The organism is Rhodanobacter panaciterrae (assembly GCF_014651895.1).
Taxonomy (GTDB): domain Bacteria; phylum Pseudomonadota; class Gammaproteobacteria; order Xanthomonadales; family Rhodanobacteraceae; genus Rhodanobacter; species Rhodanobacter panaciterrae.
Map to the genome: position 1 here is coordinate 1 of NZ_BMXT01000001.1, position 21,173 is coordinate 21,173.

General features: G+C 64.3%; 18 protein-coding genes. 15 read left to right on the forward strand and 3 right to left on the reverse strand.

What is annotated here, in order from left to right:
- Positions 1-394 precede the first annotated feature (394 nt).
- The gene (locus IE071_RS00005) at positions 395-961 is read left to right on the forward strand and encodes a TIGR00645 family protein (protein ID WP_189439147.1); all 567 of its coding nucleotides are present in this window, start codon (positions 395-397) and stop codon (positions 959-961) included.
- An 84-nt stretch (positions 962-1,045) separates the two neighbouring features.
- The gene (gene glpK, locus IE071_RS00010; protein WP_189439148.1) at positions 1,046-2,545 is read left to right on the forward strand and encodes a glycerol kinase GlpK; all 1,500 of its coding nucleotides are present in this window, start codon (positions 1,046-1,048) and stop codon (positions 2,543-2,545) included.
- Between the two features lie 59 nt (positions 2,546-2,604).
- On the opposite strand, the gene IE071_RS00015 is transcribed toward glpK, so the two are convergent.
- Positions 2,605-3,540, reverse strand: a complete 936-nt coding sequence (locus IE071_RS00015; protein WP_189439149.1) for a carbohydrate kinase family protein — start codon at positions 3,538-3,540, stop codon at positions 2,605-2,607.
- A 276-nt stretch (positions 3,541-3,816) separates the two neighbouring features.
- On the opposite strand from IE071_RS00015, the gene IE071_RS00020 reads away from it, so the two are divergent.
- The 12 genes from IE071_RS00020 (at position 3,817) to IE071_RS00075 (ending at position 17,158) form a co-directional block, all read left to right on the forward strand.
- A complete protein-coding gene (locus tag IE071_RS00020) occupies positions 3,817-4,863 on the forward strand; it encodes a rod shape-determining protein (RefSeq protein WP_008437271.1) in 1,047 nt (348 codons plus the stop codon).
- Between the two features lie 22 nt (positions 4,864-4,885).
- Positions 4,886-5,863, forward strand: coding sequence for a rod shape-determining protein MreC (gene mreC, locus IE071_RS00025; protein ID WP_189439150.1), 978 nt, complete (start codon positions 4,886-4,888; stop codon positions 5,861-5,863).
- Positions 5,860-6,345 (forward strand): rod shape-determining protein MreD, encoded by a 486-nt coding sequence (gene mreD / locus IE071_RS00030; protein ID WP_189439151.1) that lies wholly within the window; start codon positions 5,860-5,862, stop codon positions 6,343-6,345. Before mreC ends, mreD begins: the two co-directional genes overlap by 4 nt.
- A 16-nt stretch (positions 6,346-6,361) precedes the next feature.
- Entirely contained in the window at positions 6,362-8,434 is a 2,073-nt protein-coding gene (gene mrdA, locus IE071_RS00035) for a penicillin-binding protein 2 (RefSeq protein WP_189439152.1), read from the forward strand.
- Positions 8,431-9,546, forward strand: coding sequence for a rod shape-determining protein RodA (gene rodA / locus IE071_RS00040; protein ID WP_189439153.1), 1,116 nt, complete (start codon positions 8,431-8,433; stop codon positions 9,544-9,546). Before mrdA ends, rodA begins: the two co-directional genes overlap by 4 nt.
- Before the next feature lie 96 nt (positions 9,547-9,642).
- The gene (mltB, locus tag IE071_RS00045; RefSeq protein ID WP_189439154.1) at positions 9,643-10,647 is read left to right on the forward strand and encodes a lytic murein transglycosylase B; all 1,005 of its coding nucleotides are present in this window, start codon (positions 9,643-9,645) and stop codon (positions 10,645-10,647) included.
- Positions 10,644-11,555, forward strand: a complete 912-nt coding sequence (locus IE071_RS00050; RefSeq protein WP_189439155.1) for a septal ring lytic transglycosylase RlpA family protein — start codon at positions 10,644-10,646, stop codon at positions 11,553-11,555. Before mltB ends, IE071_RS00050 begins: the two co-directional genes overlap by 4 nt.
- 70 nt (positions 11,556-11,625) lie before the next feature.
- Positions 11,626-12,867, forward strand: a complete 1,242-nt coding sequence (locus tag IE071_RS00055) for a D-alanyl-D-alanine carboxypeptidase family protein (protein WP_189439156.1) — start codon at positions 11,626-11,628, stop codon at positions 12,865-12,867.
- Complete coding sequence (locus IE071_RS00060) at positions 12,867-13,157, forward strand: DUF493 family protein (RefSeq protein ID WP_189439157.1); 291 nt, start codon at positions 12,867-12,869, stop codon at positions 13,155-13,157. Before IE071_RS00055 ends, IE071_RS00060 begins: the two co-directional genes overlap by 1 nt.
- A 51-nt stretch (positions 13,158-13,208) precedes the next feature.
- The gene (gene lipB / locus IE071_RS00065) at positions 13,209-13,877 is read left to right on the forward strand and encodes a lipoyl(octanoyl) transferase LipB (RefSeq protein ID WP_189439158.1); all 669 of its coding nucleotides are present in this window, start codon (positions 13,209-13,211) and stop codon (positions 13,875-13,877) included.
- A gap of 9 nt (positions 13,878-13,886) precedes the next feature.
- Positions 13,887-14,897 carry a lipoyl synthase gene (gene lipA, locus IE071_RS00070; RefSeq protein ID WP_189439159.1) on the forward strand — a complete coding sequence of 337 codons (1,011 nt, stop codon included), beginning with the start codon at positions 13,887-13,889 and terminating at the stop codon, positions 14,895-14,897.
- Positions 14,898-14,905: 8 nt separating this feature from the next.
- Positions 14,906-17,158, forward strand: coding sequence for a carboxy terminal-processing peptidase (locus IE071_RS00075; RefSeq protein WP_189439160.1), 2,253 nt, complete (start codon positions 14,906-14,908; stop codon positions 17,156-17,158).
- A gap of 91 nt (positions 17,159-17,249) precedes the next feature.
- Here the strand turns inward: IE071_RS00075 and IE071_RS00080 are convergent, their stop codons facing one another.
- Complete coding sequence (locus IE071_RS00080; RefSeq protein ID WP_189439161.1) at positions 17,250-19,001, reverse strand: M1 family metallopeptidase; 1,752 nt, start codon at positions 18,999-19,001, stop codon at positions 17,250-17,252.
- Positions 19,002-19,174: 173 nt separating this feature from the next.
- Between IE071_RS00080 and IE071_RS00085 the strand changes: the two genes are divergently transcribed.
- Positions 19,175-19,792: a DUF4126 domain-containing protein gene (locus IE071_RS00085; protein ID WP_189439162.1), complete on the forward strand. Its 618-nt coding sequence runs from the start codon at positions 19,175-19,177 to the stop codon at positions 19,790-19,792.
- Here IE071_RS00085 and IE071_RS00090 read toward each other — a convergent pair.
- Positions 19,780-21,159, reverse strand: a complete 1,380-nt coding sequence (locus tag IE071_RS00090) for a leucyl aminopeptidase family protein (RefSeq protein ID WP_189439163.1) — start codon at positions 21,157-21,159, stop codon at positions 19,780-19,782. The two genes, IE071_RS00085 and IE071_RS00090, sit on opposite strands and share 13 nt — an antisense overlap.
- Positions 21,160-21,173 lie beyond the last annotated feature (14 nt).

The window sequence follows — 21,173 nt, forward strand, 5'->3', positions numbered from 1 at the left end:
AAGAGTAGGTCACCGCCAGGGGCTTTATCCCAAAAACCTCCACCCGAAACGGTGGGGGTTTTTTCTTGGTTGGGCGTTGCTGTGGCGACCGTAGGTCGCGACCCGCAACAGGTCACCGCCAGGGGCTTTATCCAAGAAGGCCTCCCCATCCGGGGAGGCCTTCGTCTTTATGGCGTTTGAAAGCGGCCACTGTGGCGATCGACGATCGCTGGCTGCAACAGGTCACTGCCAGGGGCTTTATCCCTAAAACCTCCACCCGAAACGGTGGGGGTTTTTTCTTTTGGGCGATCCAGGCGGCTGCGGGGATAGGGCAAATTGTCGCGGCGAATTTGTGTTGCGCAGTATTTTGCGAAGATCGGTGGTCGACTTATAGCCACCCTTATCCCGGATATGCATGACGTCTCCCAGCAAGAATCACCTAGGTCCCCTGTCGCAGCTGATCTTTTCCTCACGCTGGCTGCAACTGCCGCTGTATCTGGGACTGATCGTCGCTCAGGCGATCTACGTAGTGCAGTTTTTGCGCGAATTGTGGCACTTGGTGGAAACCACGTTGTTCCACAACGGTATCGACACAGCGGCAGGTGCCGATAGTGCCGAAGCGACGATCATGTTGACCGTGCTGGGTCTGATCGATGTAGTGATGATCTCGAACCTGCTGGTGATGGTCATCGTGGGCGGCTACGAGACATTCGTATCCCGTCTCAAGCTCGAAGGGCATCCGGATCAACCGGAATGGCTGTCGCATGTGAATGCCACGGTGCTGAAGGTGAAACTGGCAATGGCGATCATCGGCATTTCCTCGATCCATTTGCTTGCCACCTTCATCAAGGCGCGCGCCATGGATGGCGAGACCATCATGTGGCAGATCCTGTTACACCTGACCTTTGTGATCTCCGCGGTGGCGCTGGCGTATATCGACAAGCTGACCCAGCCGGCGGGAAGGCACGTCGAGGCGCATTGAACGCCGACGTTGTGGATCGCGCACTGCACCGACCTGCTCTACTCTTCGCTGACAAGTTTTTGATACGCGACGAATGGACGTTACATGGCGCAGCGCTACATCTTGGCAATAGACCAGGGAACGACCAGTTCGCGCGCGATGCTGTTCGATCGCATTGGCGGCGTGGTCGCATCGTCACAGCGCGAATTCCGGCAGATTTTTCCGCAGCCGGGCTGGGTGGAGCACGATCCGCAGGAGATTCTTGCGAGCATGCTGACGACGGTCGCTGAAGTGCTGGCGACGACGCAAACCGAGACGGATGCACTGGCCGGCATCGGCATCACCAACCAGCGCGAAACCACCATAGTGTGGGATCGTCACACCGGCCAGCCTATCCACAATGCGATCGTGTGGCAGTCGCGACAAAGTCTGGCGATCTGCGAGCAGTTGGAAGCGGACGGCTATGCCTCGCTGGTGCGTGAAAAGACCGGCCTGCTGATCGACGCCTATTTCTCCGGTAGCAAGATCCGCTGGATTCTCGATCATGTGGACGGCGCCCGTGCTCGCGCAGAACACGGCGACTTGCTGTTCGGCACGATCGACAGCTGGCTGATCTGGAACCTCAGTGGCGGCAAGCTGCACGTGACGGATGTCAGCAACGCAGCACGTACGCTGCTGTTCGATATTCATGCGCGATGCTGGGACGACGAACTGCTGCGCATGCTGGATATTCCACGCAGCATGTTGCCGCAAGTGCGCTCCAGCAGCGAGGTCTATGGACATACCGTGGCGTTGCCCGGTCTGCCTGCCGGCATACCGATCAGCGGTGTGGCCGGCGATCAGCAGGCGGCTCTGTTCGGTCAGGCCTGCTTCGAGTCGGGCATGGCCAAGAACACCTACGGCACCGGCTGCTTCATGCTGATGAATACCGGTACCCAAGCGGTGCCATCGCGACATGGCTTGCTGACCACGATTGCATGGGAAGTGGATGGCACCGTCGAGTACGCGCTGGAGGGCAGCATCTTTGTCGCTGGCTCGGTGGTGCAATGGCTGCGCGATGGTTTGCAGATGCTGGAGCATGCCAGCGACTCACAGATTTGCGCGGAGAGTGTGCTTTCCAGCGAGGGCGTGTATCTGGTGCCGGCATTTGTGGGGCTAGGTGCGCCGTACTGGCGCAGCGATGTTCGCGGGGCGATGTTCGGTCTGTCGCGGGGTACCCGCAAAGAGCATGTGGTGCGTGCGGCGCTCGAGTCGATGGCCTACCAGTCGCGTGACGTACTGGCCGCGATGGAGGCGGACGCCGGCATTCCGCTGAAGGAATTGCGCGCCGACGGCGGTGCGATCGCGAACGATTTCATGGCGCAGTTCCAGAGCGACATGCTTGGCGTACCGGTGTTGCGTCCACGCGTGACCGAAACCACCGCGCTGGGTGCAGCGTATCTGGCGGGGCTGGCGGTGGGGTTCTGGGAAAGCCGCGCACAGATCGCCGCGTTGTGGCAGATGGATCGGCGCTTTCAGCCCACGATGGACGAAGCTACCCGCGAGCGCCTGTATCGCGGCTGGCAGGATGCGGTGAACGCGACCATCGGATTCCGCGTCGACTGATACGAACGAGGCTCCCAGCGTGACGCGAGAGCCTCGAGGTCAAGTCGCTCGTGTAGCGATCAATCCAGTGCGTAACCGAACTGATCGAGGAATTCCGCAGCGAACTCGGTGTAGCTGAAGCGCTGGTTCTGCGTGCCGGGATGTTCGACTTTCAGCGCACCCATCAGCGAGGCCATGCGACCGATCGTCGGCCAGTCCTTGCCGCGCATGATGCCGAAGATCAGGCCGGCGCGATAAGCGTCGCCGCAGCCGGTCGGATCCACGATCTGGCGTTCGCGCGCAGGCGGAATGTGGTGAGTCTCGCTGCCGACGTGGATGATCGAGCCGCGCGGCCCCTGGGTCACGATATACGCGGTCACCTGGTCGGCGATCTCGGCGGCGCTCAAACCGGTACGCGTCTGCAGCAACTGCGACTCGTAGTCGTTGACGATCACATAGGTCGACTTGGCGATCATCGAGCGGAACTCGTCACCGCTGAACAGCGGCATCGCCTGGCCCGGATCGAAGATGAACGGCACACCGCGTTCGGCAAACTCATCCACGTGCTGCAGCATCGCATCGCGACCATCGGGAGCGACGATCGCAAAGTCGATCTGCGGGATATCGCGTACGTGGTTTTCCTGCGCGCTGGACATCGCGCCCGGATGGAAGGCGGTGATCTGGTTGTTGTCCAGATCGGTGGTGATGAAGCACTGCGGGGTGAACTGGTCGTCGAACTCGCGCACGCAGTCGAGCCGGATGCCGCACTGTTCCATATGCTTGCGGTATGGCGCGAAGTCCTGGCCTACGGCCGCCACCGGCAACGGATCGCCGCCGAGCAGTTTGAGATTGTAGGCAATATTGCCGGCGCAGCCGCCGAATTCGCGACGCATCCGCGGGACCAGAAACGACACGTTCAGAATATGCATCTGATCGGGCAGGATGTGATTCTTGAACTGGTCCTGGAACACCATGATGGTGTCGTAGGCCAACGATCCGCAGATGACGGCAGGCATGATGTGCGGGAGTCCCCAAGCAAGGTGAAAAGGCCGCGCACGTCGTGATCGGCGGACAGCCGAACCAGAATGCTGCGGTCAAAGGATGGAATCGTACCGCCATATGCCCGCGTTGGCGACTTTTTGCAGCAACGCGCTGCTCACTTCAAGGTGCAGGAAATGCGCATATGGCAGTGTTGTGAAAGGATTTCTTAACGTAATGGTCCTTGCGCATGCGGGCCACGCTGACTAGACTGGCGAGCTTACTTTTTAGCCAAGCCGACCCACGGCGGACCCATGTTCAAGAAGTTTCGCGGGATCTTTTCCAACGACATCTCCATCGACCTCGGCACGGCCAATACGCTGATCTATGTGCGCGGCCAGGGCATCGTCCTGAATGAGCCGTCGGTGGTGGCGATTCGCCAGGATCGTGGTCCCGGTGGTCCACGCACGATTGCCGCAGTCGGTAGCGACGCCAAGCGCATGCTTGGCCGCACGCCGGGCAATATCGCCACGGTGCGACCGATGAAGGACGGCGTGATCGCCGACTTCACCATGACCGAGGCGATGCTGCAGCACTTCATCAAGCAGGTGCACAAGTCGCGCTTCCTGCGACCGAGCCCGCGCGTACTGGTCTGCGTGCCATGCGGTTCGACCCAGGTCGAGCGTCGTGCGATCAAGGAATCGGCCGAAGGTGCCGGTGCACGCGACGTATTCCTGATCGAGGAGCCGATGGCCGCGGCGATCGGTGCCGGCATTCCGGTGCACGAGGCGCGCGGTGCGATGGTGCTGGATATCGGCGGCGGCACCTCCGAAGTCGCGGTGATCTCGCTCAACGGCATCGTCTATTCGCAGTCGGTGCGCGTCGGTGGTGATCGCTTCGACGAGGCGATCATCAACTACGTGCGTCGCAACCACGGCACCCTGATCGGTGAGTCGACGGCTGAGCGGATCAAGCTGCAGATCGGTTGCGCGTTCCCGCAGAGCGAGGTCAAGGAGATCGAGATTTCCGGCCGCAATCTCGCCGAAGGCGTGCCGCGCATGTTCACGATCAATTCCAACGAAATTCTCGAAGCGTTGCACGAGCCGCTCGCCGGTATCGTGGCGGCGGTCAAGTCGGCGCTGGAGCAGACTCCGCCGGAGCTGTGCTCCGACGTGGCCGAGCGCGGCATCGTGCTGACCGGCGGCGGCGCGTTGCTGCGTGATCTGGATCGTCTGATCTCCGAGGAGACCGGCCTGCACGTGCAGGTGGCGGATGATCCGCTGACCTGCGTGGCACGCGGTGGCGGCAAGGCGCTGGAGCTGATCGATCAGCACGGCAGCGATTTCTTCGCGCCCGAATAACCCACGCTAGGCAGGGGCGGCCATGGCGCGCACGCGCGACGAATCCTCGCCTCTGTTCGCCGGCAATGCGGCCGGCACGCTGCGGCTGATTATCTATCTCGCGCTGGCTGTGGTGCTGATGGTGCTCGATCAGCGCAACGGCTGGTTGTGGCGTCTGCGCTACGGTGCATCGGCGGTGGTGGAGCCGGTGTATCGGCTGGCCGGTCTGCCGGCTGCGGGCGTGCGCACCATGAGCGTGGCGTTTGCCGATCGTCAGCGATTGACCGAGCAGAACCAGCGGCTGCGCGAAGACCTGCTGCTGGCCAATGCCAAGTTGAACCGGATGGCCGCCGTCGCCGAACAGAACCAGCGGTTGAAGGAACTGCTCGATACCCAGCACAGTCTGGAGCTCAACGTGCAGTTGGCGCGCGTAATCGGCGTGGATCTGGGTGCCTACCGCTACCAACTGACCTTGAACGTGGGTAGCCGTGATGGCGTCAAGCCGGGTCAGCCGGTGATCGATGCGCATGGCGTGATGGGTCAGGTGAAGGAAGTGCTACCGACCACCGCGGTGGTGATGCTGGTTACCGATCCGGCCCACGCCATTCCGGTGGTGATCGAGCGTTCGGGTTTGCGCACAGTGGCGTATGGCTCGCGCGACGGCGATCAGCTCGCTCTGCCCAATATCCCCTTGGCGGCCGACGTGCGTGCGGGCGACAAACTGCTTACTTCCGGCCTCGGCGGGCGCTTTCCGCCGGGCTTCCCGGTGGGTGAGATCGTCTCGGTGGCGCCGGCAGCCACGGGCATGTTCCTGGTGGCGCAGGCGCGCCCGGCAGCGGATCTCGATCGCAGCGAGGACGTGCTGCTGCTGCACGATCAGGCCGAGCCGGACGGGCCGCCAGCCCTGGTGAAACCGATGGGGCCACCCAGCGATCTGACGCCGAACGGAGCCGCCGCGCCTGCGGCAAACGCCACGGTCCAGTCAGTGACGACGCCGGCGACGGTCGGGGTGCCGCAATGAACAAGCAGCGTTTGAGCCTGTGGTGGTTCATCGGCACGCTGGTGTTTGCGCTGGTGTCGATGCTGGTGCCGTTGCCCGGCGTGCTGGAGCCGTTCAAGCCGTACTGGCCGGCACTGTTCCTGCTGTACTGGTCGCTGGAGTCGGAGGACCGGGTCACCTTGGGGCTGGCCTTCATGGTGGGACTGGGCGCGGATCTGCTCAATGGCGTGGTGCTGGGCGAGCAGGCCTTGCGTCTGTGCGCGCTGGTTTTTATCGCGCTGCGCTTTCGCTCACGGCTGCGTTTCTTTCCGATGTGGCAGCAGGCGCTCGCAGTGCTGGCGCTGTTGTTGAACGACCGCATCCTGCTGCTGATCGTGCGTGTGCTGGCCGGCGGGACGCTGCCGCCGGCCAGCTGGTGGATTTCGCCGTTCGTCGGTGCGGCGTTGTGGCCGTTCCTGTTCCTGCTGCTCGACGACTTGCGCGCACGTCTGCGGATTCAATGAGACATGAACCAGTGACATGAAGATCCGGCGATCGCTCAAGGACCCTCGTGGCGAAAGCCTGCTGTTCCGGCGTCGTGCGCTGGCGGGGTTCGTGCTGATTCTGCTGGGTCTGTGCCTGCTGGTCACTCGCTTCGTGTTTCTGCAGGTGACCCATCACGACGAGTTCGTCACCCGTTCGACCAACAATCGCGTCAAGCCACGTGCGATCCCGCCGGCGCGCGGACTGATCTACGACCGCAACGGCGTGCTGCTGGCCGACAACGTGCCGGCGTTCCGGCTCGAAGTGGTACCCGAGCAGATCACCGACATGCCGGCCTTGCTGGAGCAGCTCGGCAAGGTGGTGCCGCTGGGCCAGGACGACCTGGATGCGTTCCGCAAGCAGCTCAAGCAAAGCCGGCGCTTCGACAGCGTGCCGTTGAAGATGCACCTGACCGAGGACGAGATCGATCGTTTTGCGGTGAACCGTTGGCGCTTTCCCGGCGTGGACGTGGTGCCTTATCTGACCCGGCGTTATCCGCTGGCTGGACTGTTCGCCCATGTGGTGGGCTATGTCGGGCGTATCGATGCGGACGATGTCGAGCGGCTCGATCCGAAGCGCTACCAGGGCACCAGCCACGTCGGTCGCAGCGGCATCGAGCGCTCCTACGAGGATGTGCTGCACGGCACGCCGGGTTACGAATTGCTGGAAGTGAATGCCGATGGACGCACTCAGCGCGTGCTGGAAACGCATGCGCCGATACCTGGCAGAAATCTGTACCTGAGCATCGACGTGCGCCTGCAGAAAGCCGCCGAAGCCGCGTTCGCCGGCCGGCCCGGTGCGGCGGTGGCGATCGATCCGCGCAATGGCCAGGTGCTGGCGATGGTCAGCGTGCCGACGTTCGATCCGAACCTGTTCGTCAACGGCATCAACCACGCCGACTACAGCGCGTTGACCAACGACCCGGACAAGCCGCTAGTCAACCGCGCGCTGAAAGGTGTCTATCCGCCCGGCTCCACGGTAAAGCCTTTCCTTGCGCTGGGCGGGCTCGAATATGGTGTGCGCCGGCCCGAGGACACCGTGTTCTCCACCGGCCAGTTCTGCCTGCCAGGACATGGCGGCAGCAACTCGACGGGGCGCGGAGGTTGTTACCGCGACGATACGCGTGGCGGCGACGGCACGGTGAACATGGTGCGTGCGATCGAGAAGTCGACCAACACCTACTTCTACAAGCTCGCGCTGGATATGGGCATCGATCGACTGAGCGAGTGGATGAGTCGCTTCAGTTTCGGCGGCAAGACCGGCATCGATCTGCTCGGTGAATCCGAAGGCATCCTGCCCTCGCGCCAGTGGAAGGCCGCGCACAGCAAGTTCGGCTGGTTCCCCGGTGAAACGGTGATTGCCGGCATCGGTCAGGGTTACTGGGCGGTGACTCCGCTGCAGCTCGGGCATGCGATCGCCACCTTCGCCGGTCATGGCGTGCCTTACGCACCGCGGCTGGTGATGGCCACCACCGCGGTGGCCGACACGCAACAGCGACCGTTGCCGAATCCACCCAGTGGTCCGTCGTTGATCCGCAGGCCTGCCGAATGGGACGTGATCAACCAAGGCATGCGTGCGGTGATCGTCAGCGGCACCGGCAAACTGGCGAAATTGAACGATGGCTTTCCCTATCTGATCGCGGGCAAGAGCGGCACCGCCGAGCGCTTCTCGCGCACATCTTCAGCGTATGACACCAACAAGAACCTCGCCTACCTGGCGACACGCCATCGCGCATGGTTCATGGGTTATACGCCGACCGATGACCCGCAGATTGCGGCCGCGGTCGTGCTTGAGGCCGGTGCGTGGGGCGGTACCGATGCCGGACCGATCATGCGCAAGATTTTCGATGCGTGGGTCATCGCGAAGGGCGGCCCCACGCCACGGGATGTGCCCCTGCCTGCGCCGGGTTCGTCCAGTCAGGAATCGCCGGATCAGGGCTTGCCAAATCAGCGTGATCAGCGCGCGCCGACCGAGAGCGCGCCAAATGACAGCACGGCACCGGTGGAAGATGTTCCGGTGGAAGACACTCCTGCACAGGCATCCAGCAGCGACGGGGCCACGCCACCATGATCGGAACCATAAGCGTTCGCCTGCAGCGCTTTCTGCGGCGCAGTCTGACCCGGCCCCGCATCGATCTGCCGCTGGCGCTCGGCTTGTTCGTACTCGCTTTGATCGGCCTGGTCACGCTGTACAGCGCCAGCAATGCCAGCCTCGGCATGGTCGGTGGGCAGGCGGCCCGTTTCGTGCTCGGCGGCGTGTTGTTGCTGGTGGTGTCACGCATCCCGCCGGCAGTGTTGCGCGGCTGGACGCCATGGCTTTACGCCGGCAGCACCGCGCTGCTGGTGGTGGTGGCGATCCTCGGCGAGGGGCGCGGCTCGGTGCGCTGGCTGGACCTCGGGGTGATGCGCTTTCAGCCGTCCGAATTGCTCAAGCTGACCATGCCGATGATGGTGGCCTGGTATCTGCATCCGCGCCAATTGCCGCCGGGCTGGAAGGACATTGTGGTGGTCGGCGCGCTGATCGCGATCCCGGCTGGACTGATCGCCGAACAGCCAGACCTGGGCACCGCCGTACTGGTGACGGCCGCCGGTGCGTTCGCGCTGTTCCTGTCCGGCATGGCGTGGTGGCGCATCGGCCTGCTGGTCGGTGCGGTTGGCGGCATGATTCCGGTCGGTTGGCACTTCCTGCATCAGTACCAGCGCGATCGCGTGCTGACCCTGCTCAATCCGGAATCCGATCCTCTCGGCAACGGCTGGCACATCATCCAGTCGCAGATTGCGGTGGGCTCCGGCGGCATCTTCGGCAAGGGCTGGCAGCACAGCACACAGTCGCGGCTGGATTTCCTGCCCGAACACACCACCGATTTCATTTTCGCGGTGTTTTCCGAGGAGTTCGGCCTGGTTGGCGTGTGTGTGCTGGTCGCACTGTATGCATTCATCATCGGCCGCTGCCTGTGGATCGCGATGGAGGCGCGCGACACCTATTCGCGCCTGCTCGCCGGTGCGATCGGCATGAGTTTCTTCGTCTACGTGTTCGTCAACGGCGGCATGGTCGCTGGCATGTTGCCGGTGGTCGGTGTGCCGATGCCGATGATCAGTTACGGCGGTACGTCGGCCGTGTCGCTGCTGGTTGGTTTCGGTGTGCTGATGTCGATTCATGCCAATCGCAAGGCGCACCTGTGAACACAGCCAGTGCAGCGCCCGCGCACGGCCCGAAGTTGCGCCGGTGTGCGTGTTAGGCTTTCGATGACATCAGTTTTCTGCGAGCGGAGCCTCCACATGACAGCCACTCCTGCGCCGCGCGCGGCATGTTTCCTCGCCATCCTCAGCCTGCTCTGGGTGACTGCGCCGGCGCTGGCGACGACGCATCCCGGCCAGGTCGAGCTGGTGCGCGAGGTGGCGCGTGATACCGGCAAGAGCCCACAGGCGCTGAACGCGTTGCTCGATGGCGCGAAGATGCAGCAGAGCATTCTCGATGCGATCAGCCGTCCGGCCGAGGCCAAGCCGTGGAAGGATTACCGGCCGATCTTCCTCAACGACAAGCGCATCAACGACGGCATCGCTTTCTATCGCGAGCATCGCGCGATGCTGGAGCAGATCGGCCGGCAGTACGGCGTGGCGCCGCAGTACATCGTGGCGATCGTCGGCGTGGAGACCAGCTACGGCGGCAACACCGGCAAGTACAAGGTGCTCGATGCGCTGGTCACGCTGGGCCTGTATTACCCGCCGCGGGCGAAGTTTTTCCGCGAGCAGTTGAAGGAGCTGCTGGAGATGCCCGCCAACCATCTGGCCGGCCCGATCGACACGCTCACCGGTTCGTATGCCGGCGCGCAAGGCTGGGGCCAGTTCATGCCCACCAGCATCCGCGACTTTGCGGTGGATGCGGATCAGGATGGTCGCATCGACCTGAAGAATTCGCTGCCGGACATCTTCGCCAGTGTGGCGAACTACTTCGCGAAACACGGGTGGGTCAACGGCGGTCCGGTCGCTGCGCGGGCGCAGCCGGATGTGGCGGCGCGACCGATCGAGGCGAAGGACGCCAAGCCGCAGTGGCCGCTGGAGCAGCTCGAAGCGTGGGGCTATGCGCCGTTGCAATCACTGTCGCCGGCGCAGCCGACCAGCCTGCAGACGCTGGACGGTCCGAACGGGCCGGAGTACTGGTTCACTTTCCAGAATTTCTACGTGATCACGCGTTACAACCGCAGCCCGCTGTATGCGATGGCGGTCGATCAGCTGGCGGGCGCCATCGCCGCCGGCGTGGCGCAGGCGGACGCAGCACCATGAGGTTGATGGGCGTAGTGGCGCTGTTGCTGGCGATGCTGTTGCTGGCTGGCTGCGGCGGTGCGAAGACGAAACCCTCCCATGCCGGCAGCAGCCGTTCGCAGCCGAGCCGGGCCGGCGGCAACGTTGCCGGCGGCGACAGCTTCCGCGATGACCTCAGCAAATCGCAGAGCAGCCGTTATCGCGACGGCAGCGACAGCGTGCCGGGCGACGTGCCGGACGTCAGCAAGCTGACCGAGCCGGTGCCGAAGTCGGAGCCGCGCTCGCTGTACGGCAACAAGTCGCCGTATACCGTGCTTGGACAAACGTACAACGTGCTGCCCAGCGCGCGTGATTACGACGAGCGCGGCATCGCCTCGTTCTACGGCAACAAGTTCCACGGCTACAAGACCTCCAGCCTGGAAACCTACGACATGTACGCGTTCAGTGCCGCCAGCACCACGCTGCCGCTGCCCAGCTACGCGCGCGTCACCAATCTGGAAAACGGCAAGAGCGTGATCGTGCGGGTCAACGACCGCGGCCCGTTCCACCAGAACCGGCTGATCGACCTGTCCTACGCGGCCGCCGTGAAAATCGGCATCTGGCCCAAGGGCACCGGACTGGTCGAGGTGCGCGGCATCGATCCGGGCCATCCGGCGCCGGAACTGCCGCCGCCGGCTGTGGTCACATCCGGACACCCGGGCATCTACCTGCAGGTGGGCGCGTTCTCGGATGCGGACAATGCCGAGCGGCTGGCCCAGCGTCTGCGCCAGGCCAACTTGGGCGACGTGCAGGTGATGGACGCCGACGTCAACGGTCGCCGCGTGCGGCGCGTGCGGGTCGGGCCGCTGGCCGATGTGGATCGCGCCGACCAGGTCAGCGCCCGGATCGAAGGCATGGGTCTGCCGCGGCCTCAGGTCGCGGTAGACTGAGCAGGATTTGCGTGCCCCTTTTTAATCACTCGGCACCCGCGGTGCCGATATTCAGAGACTGAACAACCCGATGAATTTCTTCCGCCGTAGCCTGATTCCGTTCGCCGCCGCCGTATTGCTGGTCGGTGTTGCCGTTGCCCAGACACCGCCGCGTCCGTCGCCGGTGCCGCGCCCGGTGGTGCCTGACGCGCCGGTGCCGCCGCCGCCGGATGTCGACGGCAAGAGCTGGGTGCTGATGGATTACGCCACCGGCCAGATCCTCGCCAGCAAGGAACCTGATCTGCGCGTGGAGCCGGCCTCGATCACCAAGATCATGACCGACTACGTGGTCTCCGCCGAGGTCGGCAACGGCAAGGTGCACATGACCGACCCGGTGACCATCAGCGAGAACGCCTGGCGCGGCGGCGGTGCCGGCACCGACGGTTCCACCAGCTTCCTCAAGCTCAACAGCCAGGTGCCGCTGAAGGATCTGCTGTACGGCCTGATCATCCAGTCCGGCAACGACGCCGCGATCGCGCTGGCCGAGCACACCGCCGGTTCCGAGTCGGCCTTCGCTGGCCTGATGAACGCGTACGCGAAGCAGCTCGGCATGGTGAACTCGAACTTCCAGAATGCTTCCGGCTATCCGATCGCCAACCACTACACCACCGCACACGACGTGGCGATCCTGTCGCGCGCGCTGATCCATGATTTTCCCGAGGACTACGCGATCTCCGCAGTGAAGGAATTCGAGTGGAACGGGATCAAGCAGCACAATCGCAACACGCTGCTGTGGCGCGATCCGAGCGTGGACGGCATCAAGACTGGCCACACTGCCGCCGCCGGCTATTGCCTGGCCGCCTCGGCCAAGCAGGGCGAAGCGCGCATGATCGCGATCGTGATGGGTGCCAGCAGCGAGAAGGCGCGTGCCGATTCGGCGATGGCGCTGCTCAACTACGGCTTCCGCTTCTACGAGACGCACAAGCTGTATGACGCCGGCAAGCCGCAGGCCACGCCGCGGTTGTGGAAGGGTGCGGCCAACCAGCTGCCGATCGGCGTCGCCGACGACGTGCTGGTCACGGTCAAGCGCGGCGACTACGACAAGCTCAAGGCCGACATGGACATTCCGGCCACCCTGATCGCCCCGTTCACGAAGGGCCAGCAGGTCGGCACGCTGCGCATCACGCTGGCCGGCCAGCCGGTGCAGACCGTGCCGCTGGTCGCATTGAACGATGCGCCGCAGGGCGGTTTCTTCTCACGCCTGTGGGACAGCATCATGCTGTGGTTCCACAGCAGCAAGAGCAACACCGAACAGGCGCCGGGCACCAAGTAATGCAACCGATCGACTTCAGCAAGGCGAAGCAGGACGGCAAGGGCTTCCAGTTCCCTGGCGAGTTCGAGATCACCGCGGTCGGCAGTGCCAGCGCGAACCTGCCGACCCACGTGCCGCAGTTGCTGGAGCGTGCCGGCCTGCATGTGCTGCACGAGAGCGTGCGGCACCGGCATTCCGGTGCCGGCAATTTCGTTTCGGTCACGGTGAGCTTTCGCTGCGAGAACCGCGAGCAGTACGAAGCGGCGCACGTCGCGCTGCGCGCGAGCCCGGATATCCGCTACACGATGTAGCGCGGGGATCATGATCGTTGCCCCGAACTACCGTCTCCCAGGTCACCCGTCATGTCGTTGCCGTTGAAAATCCGCCGTCTTGGTCGCCAGTCGTACGAGACGACCTGGAAGGCGATGAGCGCGTTCACCGACAACCGCACGGCGGACACGGCCGACGAGCTGTGGCTGTTGGAACACGACCCGGTGTTCACCCTCGGCCAGGCCGGCAAGATGGAACACGTGCTGGCGCCCGGCGATATCCCGGTGGTGCCGGTCGATCGCGGCGGGCAGGTGACCTATCACGGCCCCGGCCAGATCGTCGGCTATCCGCTGATCGACCTGCGCCGGGTCGGCGTCGGCGTGCGCGAGCTGGTCCACAAGATCGAGCAGTCGCTGATCGATACGCTGGCGCACTGGAACGTCGTGGCGGTGCGGCGCGAAGGCGCGCCCGGCGTATACGCGGGCGACGCCAAGGTCGCCGCGCTGGGATTGCGCGTGCGGCGCGGCTGCAGTTTCCACGGGCTGGCCTTCAACGTGGCCATGGACCTGGAGCCGTTTCATCGGATCAACCCTTGCGGTTACAAGGGTTTGGCGGTCACACAGCTGCTAGACTTGGGCGGTCCGTCGCAGCTGGCCACGGTCGAGGACGTGCTGGTGGAGGAGTTCTGCCGCCAGTTCGGTTTTGTCGCCGAGTCAGCTGCCCCTGTCTTACCCGAACTCCCCGCTCGTGCAGCGGTCTGAGCTGTCTACATGAGCGAAATCTCCACCTCTTCCGCCAAAGTCATCCCGATCACCGTCGTCAGCGGTGCGCCGGCCGGTGAAAAGCAGGTCGGCAACGACAAGATCGCGCTGAATCGCGCCGGCTTCGATACCGCCGTACCGACCCTGCGCAAGCCGTCGTGGATCCGCGTGCGGCTGCCGCAGGGCAACGCCGTGGCGCAGCTGAAGGCGCGCCTGCGCGAGAACGCGCTGGTCACGGTATGCGAAGAAGCGTCATGCCCGAACATCCACGAATGCTTCAGCAAAGGCACCGCGACGTTCATGATCCTCGGCGAGGTCTGCACGCGCCGCTGTTCGTTCTGCGACGTGGCACATGGCCGTCCATCCGCACCCGATCCGCTGGAGCCGGCACGGCTGGCCGAGACGATCCGCGACATGCGCCTGAAGTACGTGGTGATCACCTCGGTCGACCGCGACGATCTGCGCGACGGTGGCGCCGAGCATTTCGCGGCGTGCATTCGCGCGACCCGTCACGCCAGCCCGAACATCAAGATCGAGATCCTCACGCCGGATTTCCGCGGCAAGGGCCGCATGGAGCGCGCGCTGGAAGTGCTCAAGGATTTTCCACCGGACGTGTTCAACCACAACCTGGAAACCGTGCCGCACCTGTATCGCGAAGTGCGTCCGGGCGCCGACTACCAGTGGTCGCTGGACCTGCTCAAGCGCTTCAAGGCGCAGCATCCGGACGTGCCGACCAAGTCCGGCATCATGCTGGGGCTGGGCGAAACCTGGGATCAGGTGATCGAAACCATGGGCGATTTACGCGCCCATGACGTCGAGATGATCACCATTGGCCAGTACCTGCAGCCCACGCCGCACCATCATCCGGTAGTGCGCTACTGGACTCCCGAAGAATTCGAGGCATTGCGCGAAGCCGGTGAGGCGATGGGTTTCCATCACGTCGCCTCCGGTCCGCTGGTGCGTTCGTCCTATCACGCCGACCTGCAGGCCCATGCAGCCGGTGTCACCGAGTCAGCCTGAGAGCCTCCATGAAATTTCGTCCTGCGCTGGTCCTGTTGCTTGCCCTCACCGCGACCTGTGTCTTCGCGCAGTCGGCGGCCGATCTCGGTGCCGGCAGCACGGGTCGCAAGGCGGCCAGCTGGCCGCTCACCTCCACGCCCAGCGAGGCGCAGGCCGCGCAGCTGTCGGCGCGCTTCCTGACCCGCTTCCACTACGACGCGCAGCCGCTCGACGACGCGATGTCGGCGCGCATCTACAAGGCCTACTTCAAGCTGCTCGACAGCGAGAAGGTGTTCTTCACCCAGGTCGACATGGCGAAGTTCGCGCCACTGAAGACCCAGCTCGACGACGCGATCTGGAACCAGGATCTGTCCGCACCGTTCTCGGTGTTCAACCTGTACGTGCAGCGCGCGGTCGAACGCATGACCTACGCGCGTGGCCTGCTCAAACAGGGCTTCGATTTTTCCGTCGATGAAAGCTACACGTTCGATCGCGACCATGCCGACTGGCCGAAAGACCAGGCCGAACTGGACACGCTGTGGCGCCAGCGCACCAAGAACGACTGGTTGCGCCTGAAGCTGGCCGGCAAGAATGACGACGACATCCGCAAGACGCTGGACAAGCGTTATGCCGGCTACATCGAGCGGGTCAAGCAGCTCGATGGCGAGGACGCGTTCCAGACCTTCATGACCGCGTACGCCGAAACCACCGACCCGCATACCGACTACCTCGGCCCGCGTGCCGCGGAGAATTTCGACATCGCGATGAAGCTGTCGCTGGAAGGCATCGGCGCCCAGCTGCAGGCGCGTGACGACTACACGATGATCTTCACCCTGGTGCCGGGCGGCCCGGCGATCAAGTCCGGCAAGCTCAAGTCCGGCGACCGCATCGTCGCCGTGGGGCAGGGCGACAACGGCCCGCTGACCGACGTGATCGGCTGGCGGCTGGACGATGTGGTCAACCGCATCCGCGGCAAGAAAGACACCACCGTGCGGCTGGAGATCCTGCCGGCCGATGCCGGCCTGGACGGCAAGCACGAGATCGTCACCCTGGTGCGCAAGAAAGTCAGCATCGAGGATTCGGCGGCGAAGAAGAAGGTCGTCGACATCAAGGACGGCGACGTCACCCGCAAGATCGGCGTGATCGAGCTGCCCTCGTTCTACTCCGACTTCGGTGCGCGCAGCGAAGGCGACAAGGACTTCAAGAGCGCCACCCGCGACGTCGCCAAGTTGCTTGGCGAACTCAAGGCCGAGGGTGTGCAGGGCATCGTGGTCGATCTGCGCAACAACGGCGGCGGCTCGCTGGCCGAGGCCAATTCGCTGACCGGCCTGTTCATCGACAAGGGCCCGGTCGTGCAGGTGCGCGACTCCAAGGGTCAGGTCGAAGTGCAGGGCGACGACAACGCGGGCATGGCGTGGAGCGGCCCATTGGCCGTAATGGTCAACCGCGGCACGGCGTCGGCGTCGGAGATCTTCGCCGCGGCAATCCAGGACTACCACCGTGGCCTGATCGTCGGTGAACCGACCTTCGGCAAGGGCACCGTGCAGAACCTGGTCGATCTGGATCGTTTCTCGCAGAGCGACAGCGAGAAGCCGCAGCTCGGCGAACTGAAAATGACCATCCAGGAATTCTTCCGCATCAACGGCGGCTCCACCCAGCTGAAGGGTGTGACGCCGGACATCGCCTTCCCGAAGAACGGCGACGACAAGGATTTCGGCGAGTCGACCTACGACAACGCGCTGAAGTGGACGCAGATCGCGCCGGCCGACTACCAGCCGGTGGCGAACCTCAATGCCTATCTGCCGCAACTGCTGCAGTTGCATGACGCGCGCGTGACGAAGTCGCCGGCATGGAAACTGATGCTCGACGAACTGGCGCAGTACAAGACCATGCGCGCGAAGACCTCGATCTCGCTGAACTTCGCCACGCGCGAAGTCGAGCGCAAGCAGCAGGATGCGATCCAGTCCGATTTCCGCGCGCGGCACAAGGCCATCGACGGCACCGATGCCACGCTGGGTGACGAGCAGAGCAACCTCGACGACGGCCTCAACGCAAACGAGCGCAGCCTGAAGAGCGAACTCAAGCAGGAGAAGGACGCGAAAAAGGCGAAGGACGTGCCGCTCAACGAAACCGCGCACATCCTGTTCGACGCGATCGGCCTGGCCAAGGCCGATCCGAAGCTGGCAGCCGAAGTGCTGCCGTATGGCGGCAAGTCCTCCAGTACGGCAGCAGTGGCGCCGTCGTCGCCGAGTCCAGCGGCGGTGCCGGCCGCACAGCACTGATTGCATCGGCGGTTCGCGACAAAGCATAAAAAAACCCGGCGCCAGCGCCGGGTTTTTTTATGGCCGGATCATGCCGGCGGTGTATCTGTTTCTACTTCGTCGTGGTCTTGCGGCGCTGCTGTTCGTGCTGCTGCTTCATCCATTGCTGATATTTCTCGATATGCGGCATGTCGCGCAGCAGCTTCGAGTGCGGGTCAATGATCAGCAGGCTGCCGGTCGGCACCTGCAGCTGGCCGCTGCCGTCGCTCATCGGCAAGCGGTGCACGGTATCGCCGACCTGCACTTCCACCGGCAGCGGGAACGGCTTACCGTGTTCGGTCACCCAGCGCAGCTTCAGCGTGTCGCCGTCGCGCTGCTCGTCCAGGCGCGGCAGTGCGGCGTCGCGCAGGTACACATCGAAGAACCAGTCGAGCTTGCGACCGGTCACCTTGTCGACGATGGCGACGTAGTCGTCGGTGCTGGCGTACAGCGGGCTGAAGTTGCCCGGCTTCGGGTCCGGCCGGCCATACACCAGCTGGCGGATGCTGTCGAAGAAATCCTTGTCACCGATCAGCTGCCGCAGCGTGTGCAGCATCAGAGCGCCCTTGTTGTAGATGTCCTGCCCGGGCCCGGCCGTCTCGTCGTAGACCTGTTCCTCGGTCTTGCTGCTGCCGGACACGATCGGGCGGTGGTCGCGCAACATCAGGCGCAGGCCATGCAGCCAGCTGAAATAATCCATGTCGCCGTTGAGGTACTGACTGTAGAGCGGCTGCATGTAGGTGCCGAAACTCTCGTGCAGCCACATGTCGTCCCAGTCGGCATTGGTCATCTGGTTGCCGAACCACTCATGCGCGAACTCGTGCTGCAGCAGCCGGTCGTAGCCGTAGCCATCCAGCCGGTAATTGTTGCCGTAGGCGTTAAGGGTCTGGTGTTCCATGCCCATGTGCGGCGTTTCCACTACGCCCATCTTCTCGTCGCCAAAGGGGTAAGGGCCGATCTGCTGCTCGAAGAAATCCAGCATCTTCGGGAACCCGGCAAACAGTTCCTTCGCCTGCGCCTCGTGACCGCGCAGATACCAGAATTGCATCGGGATGGTATTGCCGTAACGACTCTTGTAGTCCGCCTTGAGTTCATCGAAGGGGCCGACGTTGATCGAGATGGCATAGGTATTCGGATGCTTCGCACGCCAGTGGTAGGTGTGCTGATCGCCTTCCTCGGTGATGCCGACCAGCACGCCGTTGCCAGGTGCGGCCAGCGACTTCGGCACGGTCACCCAGGTGTCGACCAGGTCGGGCTCACCCTGCGGTTGGTCGATGCACGGCCAGAACAGGTCGCAGCCTTCGCCCTCGACCGCACTGGCGATCCACGGCTGGCCATCCGCGGTATGGCTCCACACGAAGCCACCGTCCCATGGCGCGTTCTTCGCCACGTGCGGCTTGCCGCCGTAGTGGACGGTGGCGCGTACCTTGCCGCCGCTGACGAGCGGCGTCGGCAACGCGATACGCAGGCGGCCGTCCGGATTGCTCCAGGCGCTCGCGGCCAGCGGTTGGCCATCCAGTTCTATGGCGCTGATCGGCAGGTTGCGATCCAGGTCCAGCAGCAGCACGTCGGTGGCGGCCTTGGCGGTGAAGCTCAGCGTGGCGCTGGCGTCGAGGCTTTGCCCGGCCGGGTTGATCGTGAAGTGCAACTCGGCATGATCGAAATGCAGGCGCGCCTGTTCGGCTGGCATCACACCGCCCGAGTTCAGCGTTTGCGCCGTCAATGCCGGTTGGGTCGGCGCGTTGGTCTTGGCGACCGGTACGCTGGTGCAGCCGGCGAGGCCGAACGCGACGCTGAAGGCGAGCAGGTGCAGGCGATGATGCATGACGGGCTTCTTCCGGCAAATTGAACTGGCAGGATGCAGCCTTTCGGGCTGTCATGACAACGCCAGAAGTCATGCCGCGCGGCATCTCGTGGGCGCGATGGCAGCGTCAACGGTGGACAGGCCACCGCTTCGCGCGTAAACACGGTCTGCAGCCGCCCCTCACGAGAACCCGCATGGACATGTTGCCGAACGTCGCGCTTGCCGGTGGTCTGGCCTGGGCCAGTGGCATCCGTCTGTACGCCACGATTTTCGCGGCCGGCATGCTGGGCCGGTTCGGCTATGTGCACCTGCCGGACGGCCTGCTGCCGCTGACCGACACCTGGGTGCTGGTGGTATCCGGCGTACTGATGCTGTGCGAATTCCTCGCCGACAAGATACCGGCGTTCGACAGCGTCTGGGATGCGGTGCACAGCTTCATCCGCATTCCGATCGGCACCTTGCTGGCCTGGGGCGTGTTCAAGGATTCCGGCGCCGGTGCGCAGTTCGCGGCGGCCCTGCTCGGCGGTGCGATGGTTGCCGGCACGCATTTCACCAAGGCCGGCACGCGTGCGCTGATCAACACCTCACCGGAGCCGTTCAGCAACTGGGGCGCCAGTGTGGGCGAAGACATCAGCTGGGCCGGCGGTCTGTACCTGATGTGGCAGCATCCGCTGGCGCTGCTGATCCTGCTTGGCCTGTTCGTGCTGCTGATGTGCTGGATGCTGCCGCGCATCGTGCGCGGCCTGCGCGCCTTGCGGCAGCGGTTGCAACGGATCGGCGCGACCCTGTCCGGCTCCGCTCAGCCGCGATAGCGCTGCTGCAGGAACGCGAACAGCGCACGCAGGCCCATTGCCTCGCCACCGCGAGGGCGGCCGGGACGATCGGCATCGTTCCATGCGTAAGTGTCCAGATGCAACCACGGCATGCCGTCCGGCACGAAGCGTTCCAGATACAGCGCCGCGGTGATCGCGCCAGCGTGGCGTGACGGGCCGGCGTTGGCGAAGTCGGCCAGGTACGAGTCGAGCATGCGGCGGTACGGCCGCCACAGCGGTAGCTGCCACAGCGGATCGTTGACCGTGCGACCGGCGGCCAGCACGGCGGCGGCAAGGCCATCGTCGTTGGCGAACAGCGCCGGCAGATCCGGTCCCAGCGCCACGCGTGCGGCGCCGGTGAGCGTGGCGAAATCGACGATCAGTTCGGGCTGCTGTTCGGTGGCGTAAGCCAGCGCGTCGCACAACACCAGCCGACCCTCGGCATCGGTGTTGTCGATCTCCACGGTGAGGCCGGCGCGGGTGGTGATCACTTCGCCCGGACGCATCGCGTTGCCGGCCACGGCATTCTCCACTGCAGGAATCAGCAGGGTCAGTCGCACCGGCAGCTTCGCCTGCATGATCAGGCCGGCCAGCGCGATCGCGTGCGCGGCACCGCCCATGTCCTTCTTCATCCAGCGCATGCCGTCGGACGATTTCAGGTCGAGCCCGCCGGTGTCGAAGCACACGCCCTTGCCGATCACCACCAGCTTCGGATCGCTGGACTTGCCCCAGCTCAGCTCGATCAATCGCGGTGCGCGATGGCTGGCGCGACCGACCGCATGGATGGTCGGGAAGTTGGCCTTGAGCAGTTCGTCGCCGACCCACTCGCGCACCTTCGCCTTGTGCGTCTTGCCGAGCTGCTTGATGGCGTGGGCGAGCTGCTGCGGGCCCATGTCCTCGGTCGGCGTGTTGACCAGATCGCGTACCTGATGGGTCGCTTCCACCAGCGGCGCCAGCTGCTGCAGTTCGGCGGCGGCGATGGCGAGCCGCGCCGGTGCGCGTTTCGGCTGACGATAGCGGGTGAACTGATACGCGCCCAGCGCCCAGCCCAATGCCGCCATCGCCGGATCGGTCAGCACGCCTTCGGCGGCGAGGTGATAGTTCGCCTCGGGCAGGCTGCACGGCAACGCGGCCAGTGCGCTCAGCGGATCATGCGGATCGACGCCGACCAGCACGCGCACCAGCTTGCCCGCGGGATCGGACAGCAAGGCGACGCTGCCCGGCGCTGCCGCGAAACCGCTGTCGCTCAGCCAGCGTCGCTGTGCCGCGCTCAGTCGCCGGCGCGTCGCGGCGTAGTGCGCGGCGTCGGTGGTCTCGATGGCGATGCTGTGGCGGGCGCCGGACTGGCGTTCGATCAGGGCGGACATGCGGAATCCTTCTG

Bases quoted from the DNA above. Each gene is read 5' to 3' on its own strand.
- IE071_RS00005 (WP_189439147.1), top strand. From the start codon at position 395: ATGACGTCTCCCAGCAAGAATCACCTAGGTCCCCTGTCGCAGCTGATC.
- glpK (WP_189439148.1), top strand. From the start codon at position 1,046: ATGGCGCAGCGCTACATCTTGGCAATAGACCAGGGAACGACCAGTTCG.
- IE071_RS00015 (WP_189439149.1), bottom strand. From the start codon at position 3,540: ATGCCTGCCGTCATCTGCGGATCGTTGGCCTACGACACCATCATGGTG.
- IE071_RS00020 (WP_008437271.1), top strand. From the start codon at position 3,817: ATGTTCAAGAAGTTTCGCGGGATCTTTTCCAACGACATCTCCATCGAC.
- mreC (WP_189439150.1), top strand. From the start codon at position 4,886: ATGGCGCGCACGCGCGACGAATCCTCGCCTCTGTTCGCCGGCAATGCG.
- mreD (WP_189439151.1), top strand. From the start codon at position 5,860: ATGAACAAGCAGCGTTTGAGCCTGTGGTGGTTCATCGGCACGCTGGTG.
- mrdA (WP_189439152.1), top strand. From the start codon at position 6,362: ATGAAGATCCGGCGATCGCTCAAGGACCCTCGTGGCGAAAGCCTGCTG.
- rodA (WP_189439153.1), top strand. From the start codon at position 8,431: ATGATCGGAACCATAAGCGTTCGCCTGCAGCGCTTTCTGCGGCGCAGT.
- mltB (WP_189439154.1), top strand. From the start codon at position 9,643: ATGACAGCCACTCCTGCGCCGCGCGCGGCATGTTTCCTCGCCATCCTC.
- IE071_RS00050 (WP_189439155.1), top strand. From the start codon at position 10,644: ATGAGGTTGATGGGCGTAGTGGCGCTGTTGCTGGCGATGCTGTTGCTG.
- IE071_RS00055 (WP_189439156.1), top strand. From the start codon at position 11,626: ATGAATTTCTTCCGCCGTAGCCTGATTCCGTTCGCCGCCGCCGTATTG.
- IE071_RS00060 (WP_189439157.1), top strand. From the start codon at position 12,867: ATGCAACCGATCGACTTCAGCAAGGCGAAGCAGGACGGCAAGGGCTTC.
- lipB (WP_189439158.1), top strand. From the start codon at position 13,209: ATGTCGTTGCCGTTGAAAATCCGCCGTCTTGGTCGCCAGTCGTACGAG.
- lipA (WP_189439159.1), top strand. From the start codon at position 13,887: ATGAGCGAAATCTCCACCTCTTCCGCCAAAGTCATCCCGATCACCGTC.
- IE071_RS00075 (WP_189439160.1), top strand. From the start codon at position 14,906: ATGAAATTTCGTCCTGCGCTGGTCCTGTTGCTTGCCCTCACCGCGACC.
- IE071_RS00080 (WP_189439161.1), bottom strand. From the start codon at position 19,001: ATGCATCATCGCCTGCACCTGCTCGCCTTCAGCGTCGCGTTCGGCCTC.
- IE071_RS00085 (WP_189439162.1), top strand. From the start codon at position 19,175: ATGGACATGTTGCCGAACGTCGCGCTTGCCGGTGGTCTGGCCTGGGCC.
- IE071_RS00090 (WP_189439163.1), bottom strand. From the start codon at position 21,159: ATGTCCGCCCTGATCGAACGCCAGTCCGGCGCCCGCCACAGCATCGCC.